The following is a 16,988-nucleotide window of genomic DNA, read 5'->3' as shown; positions in this document are numbered from 1 at the left end:
GCCATTCGTATGTGCAATTCCTGACAGGAGGCACCACATCATGACCCGTACCATCCACCGCAATTTCTCCGAAGTGACGGACGCCGAAAGCGCCCGTAGCGCCCTGCTGGCCAGCGGTTTTCCCCAGTCCTGCATCCAACTGACCAAGCATAAGCCGCTGCCTGCCAGCGTGCCGACCAGCACGGTCGGCAACATCCTCGATGCGCTGACGCCGGGCGGCGCGGCGGCAGCGGCGGCGGCGCGCGAACGCAGCGGCGCCATGCTGACGCTGGATATCTACGATGAGGATGAGCGCGACAAGGCCGATGCCATCATGGCCGGCTTTGGCGCCCGCCACGCCTGATCAACCGGCAATGCTAGCGACACTGCCCGCAGTGCCGCTAGCGCCAGCCTGCTCGGCAGACAGGCGCGCCATCCATGCACCCGCATCGGCCACGGCCTGCGGCTTGGCGTAGAAATACCCCTGGAACACGTGACAACCGGCGTCACGCGCGGTGATCGCTTGTTCCAGCGTTTCTATGCCTTCCGCGACCACTTCCAGATCAAGTGCGGCTGCCAACTGGCAGATCGCACGTACCACGGCCACCGCATCAGGCGCAGGTAAGGGCTCGATCAGACCACGGTCGATTTTCACCGTGCTCAGCGGTAGCTGGCGCAACATGCTCAGCGACGAGAAGCCCGTACCGAAATCGTCCATCGCCACCTTGATGCCCAGTTCTTCCAGCACCGTCAGTTGCTGGCGCGTATCTTCCAGATTATCGACTGCCGCACTCTCGGTGATTTCCAGCGTCAGGCTTTCGGCCGGTATGCAAGTGTTTTCCAGCAGCTCTTTCACGCGCTGGGGGAAACCGGGATTGAGCAACTGTACCGGCGAGACATTCACCGCCACCGGCACACAGAAGCCCAGCTCACTACGCCAGCGGGCAATCTGGCAGCATGCCAGCTCCAGCAGACTGGAACCAAGTTCGCCGATCAAGCCGGTGCGTTCGGCCACGGCGATGAATTCCACCGGACTGACCTGCCCTACTTCGGGACGGTACCAGCGCGCCAGCGCTTCGAAGCCCAGCAGCTTGCCGCTGGCAGCATCGATCTTGGGCTGGTATTCAAGATAGAACTCGTGATTGCGTATGCCCTTGCGCAGCGCCTGTTCCGTCGCCAGCGTATCGCGCGACATCTGCACGAAGCGCTGTTCAGCCATGGCCAGCGACGTGCCGGGCGTGCGCTTGGCCTGGTACATGGCGGCGTTGGCCGCGCGCAGCAAGGCTTCGGCGCTGTCGGCATGGGTGGGGAATACGGCCATGCCCATCGATGCATCGATAAAGTATTCGCCACCGGGCACTTTGAGCGCCTGCATGCAGGCCGCGCGCAAGCGCTCGGCAATGCCGCGCACATCGCCACCGGATGGATCGATAATGGCAAACTCGTCACCGCCCAGCCGCATCAGCTCGCCCGTTTCGCCCAGCGCTTGCTGCAGCGCCGCAGCAAACGCCTTGAGCAACTGGTCGCCCGTCAGGTCACCCTGACTCTGGTTGAACAGCTTGAAGCGGTCGATATTCAGCACCACCAGCGTGCACTGCATGGATCCATCGTCCAGATAGCAGTACTCGCGCAGATGGCGCATCAGCACGCTGCGGTTGGGCAGGCCCGTCAGCTCGTCGTGGCTAGCCTGATGCAGCAGCGCGCGCGCACTGGCATTGCGTTCGCTGTCATCGGTAATCAGTATCTGCGTGGCTTGCTGGCCATCCCATTCCACCCGCCACGCTTCAAAGCGCAGTTCCAGCTTACGGCCGCCGGCCACTTCGCAGCGGTCTTCCCAGTGCGCCACGTCCTGCTGCCCCGTCTGCAACATCAGGTGGTGGCGCAGCAAGGTCTGCTCGCAGAACAAGCCGGCTGGCAGTTCGCGCAAGCTGGCATACGCGCCCTGCCCCAGCGGCACGCCGTACAGATTGCGCACGGCCGGATTGGCGTACAGGATGCGCGCGCTATCCGTCACCAGCACGCCCTGCACCGTATGCTCCGTCATCTGCTGAAAACGTACAGCCAGCCGCGCCGAATCACGGATCGCACCTTCCAGCGCTGCCAGCGCAAATATCACACCGATCGCGGTACGGATCAGCGTGGCCCATAGAATATTGGCGGCCAGCCCCTGTTCGGCATAGATGATCAGGAATAGCTGGTTAAAGCCCAGCAGAATCAGCAGGGGGCCGACCCAACGCTCCAGCCCGTTCTGGCGCCACAGCCAGCGCATGGACAATGCCCCCATACCACATAACACCAGCAGATACAGCATAGGCCAGTAGAACAGCTTGTGACCGGCGGGCGGCAACATCAGTGTCAGCGTGGCCAGCGCTGCCAGCGTGATGGCGGCCAGCGGCGACAGCCTACGCCCGGCCAGTCGCAGCACGCCGGATGCGAGGAACAGCATGCTGGGGATGGCGCCCTGCAGCGCCAGCAGCGTGGGCAGCAGCGTTAGTTGCGGCGGCAGCACCAGATGCAGCAGATAGCCTAGCGGCAGCAGCACGGCGCATAGCGTGGCCAGCCCCATATCGCGCGCAAAGGTCTGGCTGCGGTGACGGCGCCAGATCAGCAGCAGACAGGTGCCCATGATGCTGAACACGCCGGCATTGATCAGGTATAGGTAGTGGGTGGCGGTCATCTCAACGACACTTCGGTTCTACGCATGTCAACTGTTATGGTGCTGAAAAACCTGACGCAGATAGGCCAGGAAGGTTTCGTCTTTGCACAGAGTTTTGCCGGGCGAATCGGACAGCTTGGCCACCGAATGGCCGTTGCAGGCCACCAGCTTCATGACGCTGTTGAGCGGCTCCAGTCCCATATCGTTGGTCAGATGGGTGCCGATGCCGAAGCCGGTCATGATGCGGTCGGCAAAATGGAAGTACAGGTCAAAGGCCTTCTGCAGGTTCAGGCCATCGGAAAACACCAGCCGCTTGGTATGCGCATCGATGCGCAGGCGCGCATAGTGGGCCAGTGCTTTTTCGCCCCACACCACAGGATCGCCCGAATCGTGGCGCAGGCCGTCGAACAGCTTGGCGAAATACAGGTCGAAGTCGTTGAGGAAGGCGTCCATGCCCACCACGTCGGTCAGGGCCACGCCCAGATCGCCGCGGTATTCCTGCACCCAGGCTTCCAGCGAAGCTTTCTGAAAATCGCGCAGGCGCACGCCAAACGCCTGAAACGACTGCATGTATTCATGCGCCATGGTGCCTATAGGTACCAGCCCGAAGCGCATGGCCTGATACACATTCGAAGTGCCCTTGAAATACTCGGGCACCTGCCGGGCCAGACACTGCACTACTTCATCATGCCAGGCGCCAGAATAGCGCCGGCGCGTGCCAAAATCGGAAAATTCGAAAGGATGGCGGCGCGCCGGCTGCTGGCCGAAGGCCTTGAGCGCGGCGACTTTGGCCTGCAGGCGGGCGCGCCCTTCAGCCAGCGCTGCGCTGTGATCGAAACGGCGGAAATACAGCTCGTTGACGATGTACAGCACGTAGATTTCAAAGCCCATCACGTGCACCTGCGGTCCGCTCGCACGTATGGTCAGCGTGTCGCCGTCCGTGCCCACCGTGATGAAACGGCGTTGGAAGCGGAACACGGTGAGGAAGTCGACGAAATCGCTCTTGATGTAGCGCAGCGTGCGCAGGTAGCGCAATTCTTCGTCGCTAAAGCTCATGGCGCACAGATGATCGAGCTCGCGCTCGAGTTCCTCGCGCAATTCGCTGAGCGCATAGGCCGGCTGGTTACGGCAGACGAATTCGTATTCGGTATGGGAATTCGGATGGCCATGCAGCAGCGCCTGCCACATGGTGAATTTATACAGGTCTGTTTCCAGCAGACTGCGGACTACCGGCGCCGTCATGCGCTGGCCACCAGTTCGGCCTGAGCCTGTTCCGCTGTGAGTAAGCGCACACCGCGCGCCTGCATGGCTTGCAGGAAGTCCTGATAGGCGGCCTCGAAGCCCGCCACGGGGCTCATGCAATCGGTAATTAGCGCCAGCCGCGCCACCATGTCGGCACCGATGTGGGCGACGATGTGCTCCACCGTGGCCTTGACGCAGTGGCTGCCCGCTTCGCCTGCGACGTAGATCACGTCGGCCTGCGCCAGCCGCGCAATGAAGGCCGTGTTCAGCGCAGTCTCCGGATCGTCCGCATCGGGCACTTCCGCCATCACGGCCGAATAGTGCTCGGTCCACGGATTGCTGCCCTTGTTCAGTTTATGCACCACGCGCTGCTGCGCATCTTCCCACTGGGCGTAGGCCTGGCGCACATCTTCATGTACGTTATGGCCCCAACTACCGATTTCGCAATGCAGCGGCCACACCATCAGGCGATAGCGCCCGGTGGCTTCCAGTTGATCGAGGTAGTGCAGCACGCGCGGCAGTGCGACCGGCTGGCGCGGCTGGAATTCGCCGGCGCGCACGGCAGCCGCACTGATTTCCGTAAAAGGCGTGACGGCACTGCCATCGGCGCGCTGCCAGAACGTGGGGTGGGCAACGTCGTAGCGGTGGTGCGAGTCGAGCGTGATGCTGATCTCGCTCAGCGCATCACGGCCATAGTTGATCAGCCGGGCGAGGCGCAGCATGTCCTGATGAGCGCCGGCGACAGGCAGCGCGGGCGCGCGCACCTGAGCACTGACGGGATCGACGGGGCAGTACGCCGCCGGCAGATCACAAAAATCATTTTGCGGATCGATGATCAGCAAATGCAACTTCCTCGACATGGGGACTCCAGAACAAACACAGAAATGCGCAATGAACCTTGCGTAACCGCAATTATCAACGAAGACGGCGAAAATCGCAGAACAAACCGCACGCTCAAAACAAAAAAAACTCCCTGCGGCACGCAACCGCTAGGGAGTTGGACTCTGTTGTCTAGACAGCTTAGGCGGCAATCGCCTCGAGCTGGTTGCGGCTCTGGCTCAGCGCTGCTTCCACCGCCGCTTCGCCCATGGCCACGCCTTCGGCCACGATGAAGCTGACATCAGTCATGCCGAGGAAGCCCAGCACGGTGCGCAGATAGGTGGTGACGTGGTCATACGCAGCGGCAGGGCCGGCGCTGTAGACGCCGCCCGTGGCAACGAATACGATGACCTTCTTGCCGTGCACCAGACCTTCAGGGCCGTTGGCGCCGTATTTGAAGGTGCGGCCAGCGCGGGCCACATGATCGATCCACGCTTTCAGGCCGGACGGTACGGAGAAGTTGTACATCGGTGCGCCGATCACGATGGTATCGGCGGCCAGCAGTTCGTCCACCAGCGCATCGGAAGTCTTGATGGTGTGGGCCTGCTCGGCATTGCGCTGCTCGGCCGGGGTGAAGTAGGCGCCCAGCATCTGTTCAGTCAAGTGCGGCACGGGGTTGGCGGCCAGATCGCGCGTGACGACTTTGCCATCCGGATTGGCGGCCTGCCATTTGGCAAGGAATTCGCCGCCCAATTGGCGCGACAGGGAACCTTGTTGACGTACACTGCTATCGATGTGAAGTAAGTTTGCCATGTTCAATTCCTTTTCAAAGGGAGAGGGATTGCAGGCATGATAGTTCGAGATTATTATCGACGAAATAGGTTTAATTTAAATCGTATTCATCGATAAAATCGATAACAGAAAGTACACCATGCGCGATCCCGGCCTGCCCTCGCTAGACCAGCTCCGTGTTTTCATTGCCGTCATCGACCATGGCGGCTTTGCCCATGCGGCACGGGCCCTGCACCGCACCCAGTCCGTGATCAGCTACACCATCGCCAATCTGGAAGACCAGTTGAATATCGCCCTGCTCGACCGCAGCAAGCGCAAGCCCGTGCTGACGGAAGCGGGCAAGGCCCTGCTGGCCGATGCGCGCGCCGTCTCGCTCAAGGTGGACGGCATGCGCGCGCGCGCCAAAGCCCTGTCGGCCGGACTGGAAGCGGAAGTCTCACTGGTGGTCGACGTGATGTTCTCGACCTGCAAACTGGTGCGCATCCTGCACGCCTTTCAGAACGAGTTCCCCACCGTGGCGATGCGCCTGCGCACGGAGGCGCTGGGCGCGGTGACCCAGCTGGTGATGGAGCGCGAATGCCACATCGGCATCAGCGGCTGGATGCCCGGCGCACCGGACACGATCGAGCGGCAGAGCTGCGGCTTTGTCACCATGGTGCCGGTGGTCTCGCCCGAGCACCCGCTGGCCCAGATCAAGGGCAAGATACCCAACGATGTGCTGCGCGAGCATACCCAGCTGGTGCTGACTGATCGCAGCACGCTGACCAAGGGACAGGATTTCGGTGTGCGCGCACTACGCGACTGGCGGCTGGGTGACCTCAGTTCCAAGCATGCGCTGCTGCGCAGCGGCATAGGCTGGGGCAATATGCCCGTCGAATTCATTCAGTGGGATCTGGATAACGGCAAGCTGGTGCAGCTCGACGTCAGCGAAGGCAGTTCCTTCAGCTTCCCGCTGTACGTGATCCGCCGTGGCGACGAAGAGCCGGGACCGGCCACGCGCTGGCTGATGCAGCAATTCCTCGAACTGGAAGATGCGGCGCCTGATGCAGCGCAGGCCGAATGTGCAGCCGCACCCCAGCGCGCACCGGCACCGCTGACGCTGCGCCGGCGCTAAGCCGGCCCACACGCCGTACGGCGCCGAGCCGGAATCGGGCGCCGGCCGGCCGCACCGCAGCCAGCGCGCCCATGCCAGCGATTCAATCGCCGGCGCGCGGATTGAAGGCCAGATCGCGCGCCATGGCTTCATACACGGCGCGGCCTTTCTCGCTGGTGGCCGGCGGCAGCACCACTTCCAGCAGCAGATACAGGTCACCCGCCTCCTTGGCTGGCAGGCCACGTCCGCGCAGGCGCAGCTTGCGCCCCGTCTGCGAACCGGCCGGCACATTCACCGTCAGTTTTCCGGACGGCGTGTTCACTTCGATTTCGCCACCCAGCGCCAGCTCCCATGGCGTCACCGGCACGCTGGCATACACATCGCGCCCTTCGACGCGGTAGCGCGGATGGGGACGGAACTCGACTTCCAGATACAGATCGCCGGGGCCACCAGCACCGCCCTGCCCCTGGCCGGACAAGCGCAACTGCTGGCCCGCGCTGATACCCTTGGGGATATTCACCGTCAGCGTGCGTTCGCTACGGTAGCCATCGGCCTCCGTGACGTAGACGGTGATGTTGCGGCTGGCGCCCTGATAGCTGTCCATCACATCGATGGCGATGCTGGCATGGCTATCGTCGCCTTTGCGCGGCCGCGCCTGACGCCGCCGTCCACCGCCCAGGTTGGCAAACAGGTCGGCAAAGAAATCGCTATCCATGCCGCCAAAGCCTCCGCCACCGCCATGAGTACGGCCCCAGTCCGGCGGCGGGCGGAACTGCTGGCCTTCACGGTAGTGGTGGCCACGCCCCAGATCGTCGTAGGCGGCGCGTTTTTCCGCGTCGCCCAGCACGCCGTAGGCTTCGTTCAGCTCCTGGGTCTTTTGCTGGGCATTGGCCTCCTTGCTGACGTCCGGATGGTATTTCCGTACCAGCTTGCGGTAAGCCTTCTTGATTTCATCTTCGCTGGCCGTCTTGGCGACACCCAGCGTCTGGTAGTAATCCTTGTATTCCACTTATCGCGCTCCATTCTCAGGCTGTCGCCCCTCGCCATAGTCTAACCGCAAACACTGTCATACCACGCGCCCCCAGACGGCCCAACACTACAATCTTGCAACTATTTAAAACAGTTGAGTCAGAACACAAACCATGTGAAAATTAGTTGTAATTATTGAATTTCTAAAAAGTTACTTTTTGGGAGGAATAATGAACAACGTCACCAAACAGATCAGCCGCCTACTCACTAGCATTGCTTTCGTGGGCGCCGCCGGCAACGCCGTAGCGGACGTAGACCAGAACAATGCCTGGTCAAATCAGGGAGAAATTAACTCACAAGCGAGTTCGCTGAACTGGCAGCAATCTGTCGTAACGGGCAAAGCCGGCATATTAAGCAGCGTGGAGTTATGGGCTACCGAGGCACCCGGTACTTTCGAGTTCTATATTAACCGCGGCACGGGTTGGCAAGACGATGCTCATGACTTTTCGACGACGCTGAGCCCGGCCGCCAATAGCCTGATTTCCATCGACGTCAGTGCGGCAGCCTTAAATTTTGCTGTAGGTGACCATTTCGTCATCGGTATCAAGGGTATGGGGCCGAGCAACGATTGCTGCGGCTTGGGCATGACCACCGGGGACACCTATGCCCCGGGTACGCTCTATCTGGACGGCTGGGCCTATAGTAACGGCTATGACCTGGGCTTCCGCACCAATGTCAATGCCGTGCCCGAACCGGAAACCTATGCCATGCTGCTCGCAGGTCTGGGCCTGCTCGGCTACCTGCGCCGCCGCAAGCAGCAAGCCTGATACGCTAAAGGTGCGACGCTGAGCCGGCTGCCCCCTAAGCTAACGAAACCCGCTGCCCGCGCCCCGTTCTTCAGGGGCGCTCGCTTCTGCCGACAGCTTGGGCCAACTCGTCGAGCTCGCGCACTGAAGACATCATATTGCTCAAGTCCTTGAGCTGGGCGTACTCGCCCTTCTCCAGTACCTTGCAGCGCCCTTTGTACTGCTTATGCTCGCACACCTGCCAGCGGCCGCTCTGCACCACCACACTGGAAGTCCGGTCATTGAAACCGAGCTTGTCGAGATCGGGTTCAGATTCATGCAGCTTGATCGCCGGGCCGCCGAAGTTCGCCCGCGTGTATAAGGTAATTTCGCCGGCCTGCGCGTACAGGCTGGCACTCAGGGCGAACGCAGCGAACAGCGGCTTCCTCATCACGGCTCCCGGACGATTAACTGAGATGCATGATAACGCATCCCGCTCAGCGGATACGGCGCAGCGAGGAAATGCGGTTATTCATGTTGTCGAGGTATTCGTAACGGCCCGGTTCCAGCACGATGCAACGGCCACCGAAATCGGCATGCTCGCACAGCTCCCAGCGTCCTTCATTGACGATGATGGAACCTGCCTGATCATTGAAATCGTAATCGACCAGCGTACGCACTTCGTTACGGATGCCGAGGCGGGCGCCATTGAAGCCGGACTGGGAAAACAGTTCTATCGGTTCGCGGCCATTACCATGGCCGCGCTCGTCGTCGCGCTCCCAGCGACGGCCGTGGCGCTCGCCACGCTCATTGCGGTCATTGCGGTCATTGCGATCCCAGCGGTCGTTATGGTCGTTGCGCTCATTCCAGTCGCCGCGGCCGCCGATTTCGCGCACCGAAGAAATCATGTCGTTAAAGCCGGCCAGTACCGGATACTCGCCCCGTTCAACCACCATGCAGCGGCCACGGAAATCCGCATGCTCGCATAGCTGCCAGGTACCGGAACGCACGACCACGCTGGACGCGCGGTCGTTGAAATTATAGGGCACCAGATCGGGCGTTTCGCCACGCAGCGTGATGGCCGGTCCATTGAAATTGGCATGGGTATACAGCGTGATTTCACCGGCCTGGGCCATGGCGACGGGCAGCGCCAGCACGAAGGCGGCGCGGATAAAACGGAGCAGAGAGATTTTCATGATCGTGAGTATGAGCTAGGTGTCGACACACTGGCAAGTTGCCATGCAGCTCTAACGCGCGAGCCAGCGCGCAGGCTGACGGCCGGCCATGCTCAATTTGCAAGAATTTGTAAGACAAAGCCATGGCCCGCACGCTAGAATGGCCGCCACACAACTGCTATGCCGCCGCACCACCTTTGCCTATGCCGCACAAATTTACCTCGCACAATCTCCGTCACGAAATCGCCGCACTGTGGGCACTTTCCTGGCCCATGCTGATCGGCCAACTGGCCACCGTGGGCATGGGCGTGGCCGACGTGGCCATGACGGGCCACGCGAGTGCCGACGAACTGGCGGCGGTGGCGCTGGGCACCTCGATCTGGTCGATTATTCTGGTGACGGTGAGCGGCATCATGATGGCGATAAACAGCATCGTCGCGCACGATGTGGGCGGTGGCGAGCTGGGCAAGATTCCCCACGCTGTACGCCAGTCGCTGTGGAAGGCGGCCGGCATCGGTGTGCTGGCCATGCTGCTGGCCAATCTGGCCACGCTGCTGTTCGAGCACCTGCAGCTGACGCCCTATGTACATGGGCAGGCCGCCCTGTTCGTACACATCATCAGCTTCGGCCTGCCACCATTTGCCGCCTACCGCGCCCTGTATGGCTATAGCACCAGCATCAACCAGACCAAGCCGGTGATGGTGATCGCCCTGCTGGGGCTGGCCTTCAATGTGCTGAGCAACTGGCTGCTAATTTTCGGCAACTGGGGCCTGCCCGCCGTGGGCGGCGTAGGCTGCGCCATTTCCACGGCCCTGTGCATGTGGCTGATGCTGTTCGCCATGCTGGCGTGGATGCGCTTTGCGCCGGCCTACCGTGCTACCTACCCGTTCACTCACTGGGAAGGCCCGCACTGGCCGGAAATCCGCAATATGCTCAAGCTCGGTCTGCCCATAGGCATCACCTATTTTGCCGAAGTCAGTGCCTTCGGCTCCATCAGCCTGCTGGTCGCCCGCTTCGGCGCCGTGCAGATTTCGGCACACCAGATCGCCCTCAATTTCACATCGCTGGTGTTCATGGTGCCGCTCAGTTTCGGCATCGCGCTGATCACCCGCGTCGGCCATGCCGTGGGTGAAGGCAATCCGCAGCGGGCCCGCTTTGTGGCGTGGGTGGGCGTGTTCATGTCGCTGGCCTTCGGTGCCCTGTCGGCCCTGTTCATCGTGCTGGCGCGCACGCAGATTGCTGCCGCTTATACTTCCGACCTGGCCGTGCAGGCCCTGTGCGCTTCCCTGCTACTGCTGGCCGCGCTGTTCCAGCTGTCCGACGCCACCCAGGTGGCCACCTCGTGCGCCATCCGCGGCTACAAGGTAACGCGCCAGCCCATGCAGATCCAGCTAGTGGCTTTCTGGGGCTTTGCGCTGCCGCTCGGTTGCTGGCTGGGGCTGGCGCCGGAATGGCTGCCCTGGCGTCCGGCCCAGCCCATGGCGGCACAGGGCTTCTGGATCGCGCTGGTGATCGGCCTGACGGTAGCCGCTCTGCTGCTGAGCTGGGCACTGCACCGGCTGTCGCTGCAGCGTGCGCAGGGCCAGCCGCACTAGCCACATACGGGGCGAAATCCGCATACCGGACGCCGAAGGAAAAACGGTTTTCGCCCGTAGATTCAGAACATTGCCATCTCGCCATGACAGGCCCGCTCTGGTATCGTCTCGGATTCCGTCAACCTGAGACTATTCCCCGCCATGCGCTTCATACTCTGCTTTCTGGCCCTCCTGACCGGAGCCCAGGCCTCTGCTGAAAAACTCACGCTAGACCGACTGCATTCCGACCCTTCGCTGAGCGGCCCCGGTGTGCGCAGCCTGAAAGTGTCGCCCGATGGCGCGCGCGTGACTTTCCTGCGCGGCCGCGAAGACAACCAGTTCCAGCTCGACCTGTGGGAATTCAATCTCAAGGACAAGTCCACCCACCGTCTGGTCGACTCCAAGATACTGGTGCCGGACGAGAACCTGTCGGCCGCCGAAAAAGCCCGCCGCGAGCGCGAGCGCACGGCCAGTCTGAAAGGCATCCTCAGCTATAGCTGGTCGCCTGACGGCAAGCAGTTGCTGGTGCCGATAGCCGGCAACCTGTACCTGATCGATGCCAGCAAGCCCGATGCAGCGCGCATGGTCGCCAGCGGCAATGTGCTCGATCCGAAAATTTCGCCGAAAGGTCGCTACGTTTCCTTCGTGCGCGACCAGAATCTGTACGTGATCGATCTGAGCACGGGCAAGGAAAAGCAACTCACCAGCGATGGCAAGGACACCGTGCATAACGGCGAAGCCGAATTCGTGGCACAAGAAGAAATGGGCCAGACCAGCGGCTACTACTGGGCCCCGGACGATAGCGCGATTGCCTACAAGCGCTACGACGAAGCACCAGTACCGGTAGCGCGCCGTTTCGAAATCTTTGCCGACCGCACCGACGTGGTCGAGCAGCGCTATCCTGCCGCCGGTGATCCGAATGCGCTGGTCAGCCTGCACATCGTTTCGCCGGTGACGGGCGAAATCCGCAACGTTGATCTGGGCAGCAATCCCGACATCTATCTGGTACGTGCCGACTGGAGCGGCAACGCCAAGGCCCTGCTGTTCCAGCGCCAGAGCCGCGACCAGAAGAAGCTCGAACTGATCGCCGTCGATGCAGCCACGCTGGCGCAGCGCGTGCTGGTGACCGAAACTTCGCCGACCTGGGTCAGCATCTTTGACGACCTGCGCTTCCTGTCCGGCGACCGCTTCATCTGGTCGTCCGAGCGCACCGGACGCAAGCACCTGTATTTGTACGACATGAGCGGCAAACTGCAGCACGCCATTTCGAGCGGCGAATGGGGCATAGACCGCGTACTCGCCGTCGATGAAAAGAGCGGCCGCGTGTTCGTGCAGTCCAACCGCGACGCCGTAGTGGACAGCCAGACCTATGCGCTGAAACTCGATGGCAGCAGCGCCAACAAGCCAGCCCGCGTGACGCAGGGCGATGGCTGGCACGATGCGTCCTTTGCGCGCAATGGCGAAGTGTTCGTCGATACCTATTCGAATCCGGACCTGCCGCCACAAGTGAGCATCCGCCGTCCGGATGGCAGCATGGTGAGCTGGCTGGAACGCAATGAACTCAATGCCAGCCACCCTTACGGCAAATACCTCGATGCCCACCTGAAAACCGAATACGGCACACTGAAATCGAAAGACGGCCAGACCCTGTACTACTCGATGATCAAGCCTGACGGCTTTAGCGTGATGAAAAAGTATCCGGTCTACCTGTCCACCTACGGCGGCCCGCACTCGCAGCACGTGGCACGCCGCTGGGGCAATCTGTTCGACCAGTACATGGCGCAGCAGGGCTTCATCGTCTGGCGTCTGGACAACCGTGGTTCGTCGCGCCGTGAACGCGCTTTCACCGATGCCAACTACCACGATCTGGGCAAAGTGGAAGTGGAAGACCAGCTCACCGGTATCGAATGGCTGGGCCTGCAGAGCTATGTAGATGCCAAGCGCATCGGCGTGTTCGGCTGGAGCTACGGCGGCTTCATGACGCTGCGCCTGCTGGCGCAGGCTTCGGACAAGATCGCCATGGGCGTTTCCGTTGCGCCAGTGACGGACTGGGCACTGTACGACACCCATTACACGGAACAGTTCATGGGTACGCCTAAAGAAAATCCAGAAGGCTATGTCACGGCCGGCGTGTACTCCCACCTCGACGGTTTGAAGTCGCCGCTGCTGCTGATCCACGGCATGGCCGATGACAATGTGCTATTCACCAACACCACGCGCATGATCGATGCGCTGGTCAAGCGCAATGTGCACTTCGAGCTGATGACCTATCCGGGCGCCAAGCACGGCATCTCCGGTCGCGGCCCGCAGCGCCATGTGTACGGCTACATCGAAGCCTTCTTCAAGAAGAATCTGAAGCCTGAAACCAACTAACTACCGGACGTCACGCCGGTAGTTCCAGCAACAGCCGCAGGCAGCCATGCCTGCGGCTGTTGCTTTATGGGGGCCCGCAATTAATTGCGATTGCCCTTGGCGATATCCTTCACGGCTTCCTTGGCATCGCCCAGCCCTTTTTGCAATTTACCTGCAGCCTGCTGGCTCAGTCCTTTGGCCTGCTGTTCGCTACTGCCCACCAGCTTGCCCACTTCCTGCTGGACCTTGCCACGCACTTCGCGCGCCTTGCCTTTTACCTGATCTTTGTTCATGGTCAACTCCTCTATCAACAATGAAACGATGGTACACACAGCGTTGCGCTATGTGCATATGCGTCAATATAGGCAGTCGCAACCTTGTACTCCGTGCGCCAGCACACGCTGCGGGGATACACTGTCGATGCGGCATCGCAGCAGTCACACGCAGGCGATAATCGACTCGGCAGAAAAGATACGCTGACGTAACAAATTTGTTTCTTTCCCCACGGGAATCGCTATATAGTTAGCAAACAGCAACGCGCCCTTTCAACAGGAGAAACCAACATGAAGCTTGATGCACTGTTCCAGAATCCCACTGCGTTGCCCACCGCGCCCAAGGTGGTTGAAGAGCTGATCAGCAGTTTCGACAAAGCCAGCGTTTCGACGGAAGAAATCGCCAAGAAGCTGTCCACTGATCCTGTGTTGAGCGCGAAATTACTGCGTCTGGCCAACTCCGCTTACTACCATGTGTCGCGCAGCATCGGTACGGTGGAAGATGCGGTACTCATGCTGGGCTTTGTCACCGTCCGCACGCTGGTTATCAGCTCGGGACTGGTCAGCGGCTTCAAGACCGTGCCGGGGCTGGACCTCAAACAATTCTGGCGCTACAGCCTGAACGCGGCCGTATCGGCCAAATGGATCGCCAAGAAAACCAAGGAAAATACCGACCTCGCCTTCACCATCGGCATGATGCATGGCATCGGCCAGTTGGTCATCCACTCGGCCATGGCCGAGCAGGCCATGGCACTGGACAAGATTGCCGGTCCGCTCGATGCGCGCCGCCTCGATGCGGAACAGGCTTCGTTTGGCTACACTTTCGCCGACGTGGGAGCCGAACTGGCCCGTCGCTGGAAATTCCCGCCCACCTTTGCCGAGACCATCGCCGCCTTCCCCGAACCGCATCACAACGGCGAGCTGAACCGACTGGCCGCCGTGGTCGCGCTGGCAGCCTGGCGCGCCCGCGTCGAGCAGGCCCAGCTTAACGCAGAAGAAATCGCTGCCTGCTACCCGACCGATCTGGCCGAGGAACTGGGACTGGATGATGATGCGCTGATAGACGAAATGCCATCGCCGGATGAATTATCGGCGGGTCTGGAAGAACTGGTGAAATAAAAACGCCGCAAAACAGCCGAAAACAGTAATTAAGTAACAACAAAAACCGTCCGAATCACCATCGGACGGTTTTTTTTCACTTTTTTTCAAAAATATTTGAAAAAGACCCTAAAGTTCCCGTCCACCCCGACGTTAATCAGGACATGCGGTAATCCGCCTAACCAGCCAGGGTGCGAATATGACCTCCAGCGAAGTCCTCTCGATGTACGAAAATATTGCCGGTATGACCAATCACATGGCCGCTGCCGCACGCATGGGTGACTGGGATGGCCTGAGCAAGCTGGAAAACCGCTGCGCCGCCGAAAGCCGCGCCATCAGCACCGGCGTTCCTGCCCTGAGCGGTGCCCAGCGCCTGCGCAAGATCGACCTGCTGAAACAGATCCTGGCCAACGATCGCGCCATCCGCGACGTGACCGAACCCTGGATGAACACCATTCCCGGCATGGCTGCCTGATCCGGCACCTGCCCAATAAAAAAGCGCCTTACTTCGGTTAGGCGCTTTTTTTTCGTCCGGCCATGGCGCCGGACTCCGCTCCCAGCACCTGCAGCTTACTGCTGCATCAGCGATTCCGGCGTCACTTCTTCCAGAGGCGGCGCTTCCTCATGCTTCACTTCCGGCTCGGACCCTTTCTTCTTGCGCAATAGTTGTCCGATTTTCAATGGTGGCGCGCCCCGCTTCTTGCGCCAGAACAGCCAGCCGGCCAGACCAAGCACCAGCGCCGCCACGCCAGCAGCGGCCGCAATCAGCGGCAGATTGCTACTGCTGGGAGCTGGTTCCGGCGGTTTCTCTTTCTTGTATTTCAACTTAGGCAGGACTTTTACTTTTTTCATGGGAACGGAAGCCGCCTCGCTCGCTGCCGAGGCCGCTCCCGAGGCTTCGGCCGAGGCCGACGCCGACGCCGTTTCGCTGGCTTCGGCCAGCGCTGCAGCAGCCCGCGCTTTGGCCAGTTCGCCCTGCACGCCGGGCGGTGGCACCCAACGTTCGCCGCTGGCCGCTTCGCCGCCGGCAGCCGGTTCCGATGCATGGGCAGCAGCACTGCTCGCCAGTTTTGCCGGTGCCGAGGCGGCCATGCTAGCCGATGCCGAGGCGCTGGCCGTGGCGGATGCCGCAGCCAGCTTGCTGCTAGCGGCTGCCGCTGGCGCGGGCGCCGAGGCACTGGCTTTGGCCGCAGGCGCTGCGCCCAGCGCCCCCTGCAGCACTTTCAGCTTGCCTTCCAGCTCAGTCAGTTTGCTATTCAATTCCTGGCTATGGGCGTCGAATGCCGCGCACTCCTTGGCCGCTGCTGCCGGCGCTGGCGCAGCAGCACAGGCGGCCGGTGGCTGAGCGCGCTTGACGCCTTTCGGCAGTGGCAGATGCGGCATGGGCAGCAGCGCTTGCGCCACGGGCACCGGTAGCGCACCGTCGGCTGCTGCCTCGCCGGAACTGGCTGCCCGGGCAGGCGCAGGCTTGGCAGGCGCTGCCGGACGACGCACCGGTGCGGCAGCAGCGCTGGCGCGCAAGCCTCCGGGTGTGCCCACTTCAGACTCATGCAGTGACGGCATCGGTGCCGCACGCGAGCGGGCTGGCGCGGGCTCCGCATGGCTAAGCGGGACAGCAGGGGCAGCAGCCACGGCTGGCAACGGTGCCGGCGCAGGACTGCCCACGGCCGCTGCCGACACCGCACTGGCGCGCATCGATGGATTCGGATCGGCCTGCAGCCAGACGGTGGCGGCACGCACTTCCTGCCGTCCGCCGCCACTCAGTTCGAGAAACAGGTGCAGATAATCAGCTTCGATAGGCCGTGAGGTACTCACGCGCAGATACTGGCGGCCTTCGCGCCGCACTATCGTCATATGCAGGCCACTCAGCGCCGGATTCATGCTGATGTTGGCGCCCCGGTAGACGTTTTCCTGCGCCAGCCGGACCTGCAAACTGGCCGCCTCGTCGGGCGCTACCTGCACCAGTTCGATATCGGCCGAGAGTGGCTGGCCGATGTAGGAGCGCACCGCAATATCGCCCAGCTCGGCCGCAGGCGCAGCCGTCGCCAGCAGCAAGCTGCCGGCGATAGTGGTGATGGAAGTCAGTAGTGGTGAACGCTGCATGTCGGGTGCGGCTGGACGCAAATGCTAAAAGTGTATCAGCTATAACGGCAATTTTTCCCCGTTTTGTAGCCCTCGGTTA

The 16,988-nt window shown here is 61.5% G+C and carries 16 protein-coding genes; 7 read left to right on the top strand and 9 right to left on the bottom strand.

Annotated features, from left to right (window positions below; genetic code table 11):
• Nucleotides 1-40 precede the first annotated feature (40 nt).
• Nucleotides 41-343, top strand: coding sequence for a hypothetical protein (locus GM655_RS10730; protein ID WP_155434649.1), 303 nt, complete (start codon nt 41-43; stop codon nt 341-343).
• Here GM655_RS10730 and GM655_RS10725 read toward each other — a convergent pair whose 3' ends face one another.
• The 4 genes from GM655_RS10725 to GM655_RS10710 form a co-directional block, all read right to left on the bottom strand.
• Nucleotides 344-2,656, bottom strand: coding sequence for a putative bifunctional diguanylate cyclase/phosphodiesterase (locus GM655_RS10725; RefSeq protein WP_155434648.1), 2,313 nt, complete (start codon nt 2,654-2,656; stop codon nt 344-346). It abuts the gene before it with no gap.
• 27 nt (nt 2,657-2,683) lie between these two features.
• A complete protein-coding gene (gene pncB / locus GM655_RS10720) occupies nt 2,684-3,877 on the bottom strand; it encodes a nicotinate phosphoribosyltransferase (protein ID WP_155434647.1) in 1,194 nt (397 codons plus the stop codon).
• Nucleotides 3,874-4,737 carry a cysteine hydrolase family protein gene (locus GM655_RS10715; RefSeq protein WP_155434646.1) on the bottom strand — a complete coding sequence of 288 codons (864 nt, stop codon included), beginning with the start codon at nt 4,735-4,737 and terminating at the stop codon, nt 3,874-3,876. The genes pncB and GM655_RS10715 overlap by 4 nt, the downstream gene beginning before the upstream one ends.
• A 160-nt stretch (nt 4,738-4,897) precedes the next feature.
• Entirely contained in the window at nt 4,898-5,509 is a 612-nt protein-coding gene (locus GM655_RS10710; protein ID WP_155434645.1) for an FMN-dependent NADH-azoreductase, read from the bottom strand.
• Nucleotides 5,510-5,627: 118 nt separating this feature from the next.
• On the opposite strand from GM655_RS10710, the gene GM655_RS10705 reads away from it, so the two are divergent.
• Complete coding sequence (locus GM655_RS10705) at nt 5,628-6,602, top strand: LysR family transcriptional regulator (protein ID WP_229256190.1); 975 nt, start codon at nt 5,628-5,630, stop codon at nt 6,600-6,602.
• Between the two features lie 82 nt (nt 6,603-6,684).
• Here GM655_RS10705 and GM655_RS10700 read toward each other — a convergent pair whose 3' ends face one another.
• On the bottom strand, nt 6,685-7,590 hold the full coding sequence (locus GM655_RS10700; RefSeq protein ID WP_371866774.1) for a DnaJ C-terminal domain-containing protein: 906 nt from the start codon (nt 7,588-7,590) through the stop codon (nt 6,685-6,687).
• A 190-nt stretch (nt 7,591-7,780) separates the two neighbouring features.
• Here GM655_RS10700 and GM655_RS10695 point away from each other — a divergent pair, with 190 nt between their 5' ends.
• A complete protein-coding gene (locus GM655_RS10695) occupies nt 7,781-8,377 on the top strand; it encodes an FxDxF family PEP-CTERM protein (protein ID WP_155434644.1) in 597 nt (198 codons plus the stop codon).
• A 70-nt stretch (nt 8,378-8,447) separates the two neighbouring features.
• Here the strand turns inward: GM655_RS10695 and GM655_RS10690 are convergent, their stop codons facing one another.
• Together GM655_RS10690 and GM655_RS10685 are read right to left on the bottom strand one after the other, a co-directional pair.
• Nucleotides 8,448-8,786, bottom strand: a complete 339-nt coding sequence (locus tag GM655_RS10690; RefSeq protein ID WP_155434643.1) for a beta/gamma-crystallin — start codon at nt 8,784-8,786, stop codon at nt 8,448-8,450.
• A 46-nt stretch (nt 8,787-8,832) separates the two neighbouring features.
• A complete protein-coding gene (locus tag GM655_RS10685; RefSeq protein ID WP_155434642.1) occupies nt 8,833-9,531 on the bottom strand; it encodes a beta/gamma crystallin family protein in 699 nt (232 codons plus the stop codon).
• Nucleotides 9,532-9,713: 182 nt separating this feature from the next.
• Here GM655_RS10685 and GM655_RS10680 point away from each other — a divergent pair, with 182 nt between their 5' ends.
• A complete protein-coding gene (locus tag GM655_RS10680) occupies nt 9,714-11,105 on the top strand; it encodes an MATE family efflux transporter (protein WP_155434832.1) in 1,392 nt (463 codons plus the stop codon).
• Nucleotides 11,106-11,246: 141 nt separating this feature from the next.
• The gene (locus GM655_RS10675; protein WP_155434641.1) at nt 11,247-13,457 is read left to right on the top strand and encodes a S9 family peptidase; all 2,211 of its coding nucleotides are present in this window, start codon (nt 11,247-11,249) and stop codon (nt 13,455-13,457) included.
• Between the two features lie 80 nt (nt 13,458-13,537).
• On the opposite strand, the gene GM655_RS10670 is transcribed toward GM655_RS10675, so the two are convergent.
• Nucleotides 13,538-13,729 carry a CsbD family protein gene (locus tag GM655_RS10670; protein ID WP_155434640.1) on the bottom strand — a complete coding sequence of 64 codons (192 nt, stop codon included), beginning with the start codon at nt 13,727-13,729 and terminating at the stop codon, nt 13,538-13,540.
• A 270-nt stretch (nt 13,730-13,999) separates the two neighbouring features.
• Between GM655_RS10670 and GM655_RS10665 the strand changes: the two genes are divergently transcribed.
• Together GM655_RS10665 and GM655_RS10660 are read left to right on the top strand one after the other, a co-directional pair.
• Nucleotides 14,000-14,827 carry an HDOD domain-containing protein gene (locus GM655_RS10665; RefSeq protein WP_155434639.1) on the top strand — a complete coding sequence of 276 codons (828 nt, stop codon included), beginning with the start codon at nt 14,000-14,002 and terminating at the stop codon, nt 14,825-14,827.
• 178 nt (nt 14,828-15,005) lie between these two features.
• Entirely contained in the window at nt 15,006-15,281 is a 276-nt protein-coding gene (locus GM655_RS10660; protein ID WP_155434638.1) for a flagellar protein FliT, read from the top strand.
• 95 nt (nt 15,282-15,376) lie between these two features.
• On the opposite strand, the gene GM655_RS10655 is transcribed toward GM655_RS10660, so the two are convergent.
• Entirely contained in the window at nt 15,377-16,909 is a 1,533-nt protein-coding gene (locus GM655_RS10655; RefSeq protein ID WP_155434637.1) for a type IV pilus assembly protein FimV, read from the bottom strand.
• Between the last annotated feature and the right edge of the window lie 79 nt (nt 16,910-16,988).

Source organism: Pseudoduganella danionis, assembly GCF_009720775.1.
In the GTDB taxonomy this organism is placed as follows: Bacteria; Pseudomonadota; Gammaproteobacteria; order Burkholderiales; family Burkholderiaceae_D; genus Rugamonas; species Rugamonas danionis.
This window is presented reverse-complemented; position numbering and strand designations above follow the sequence as displayed.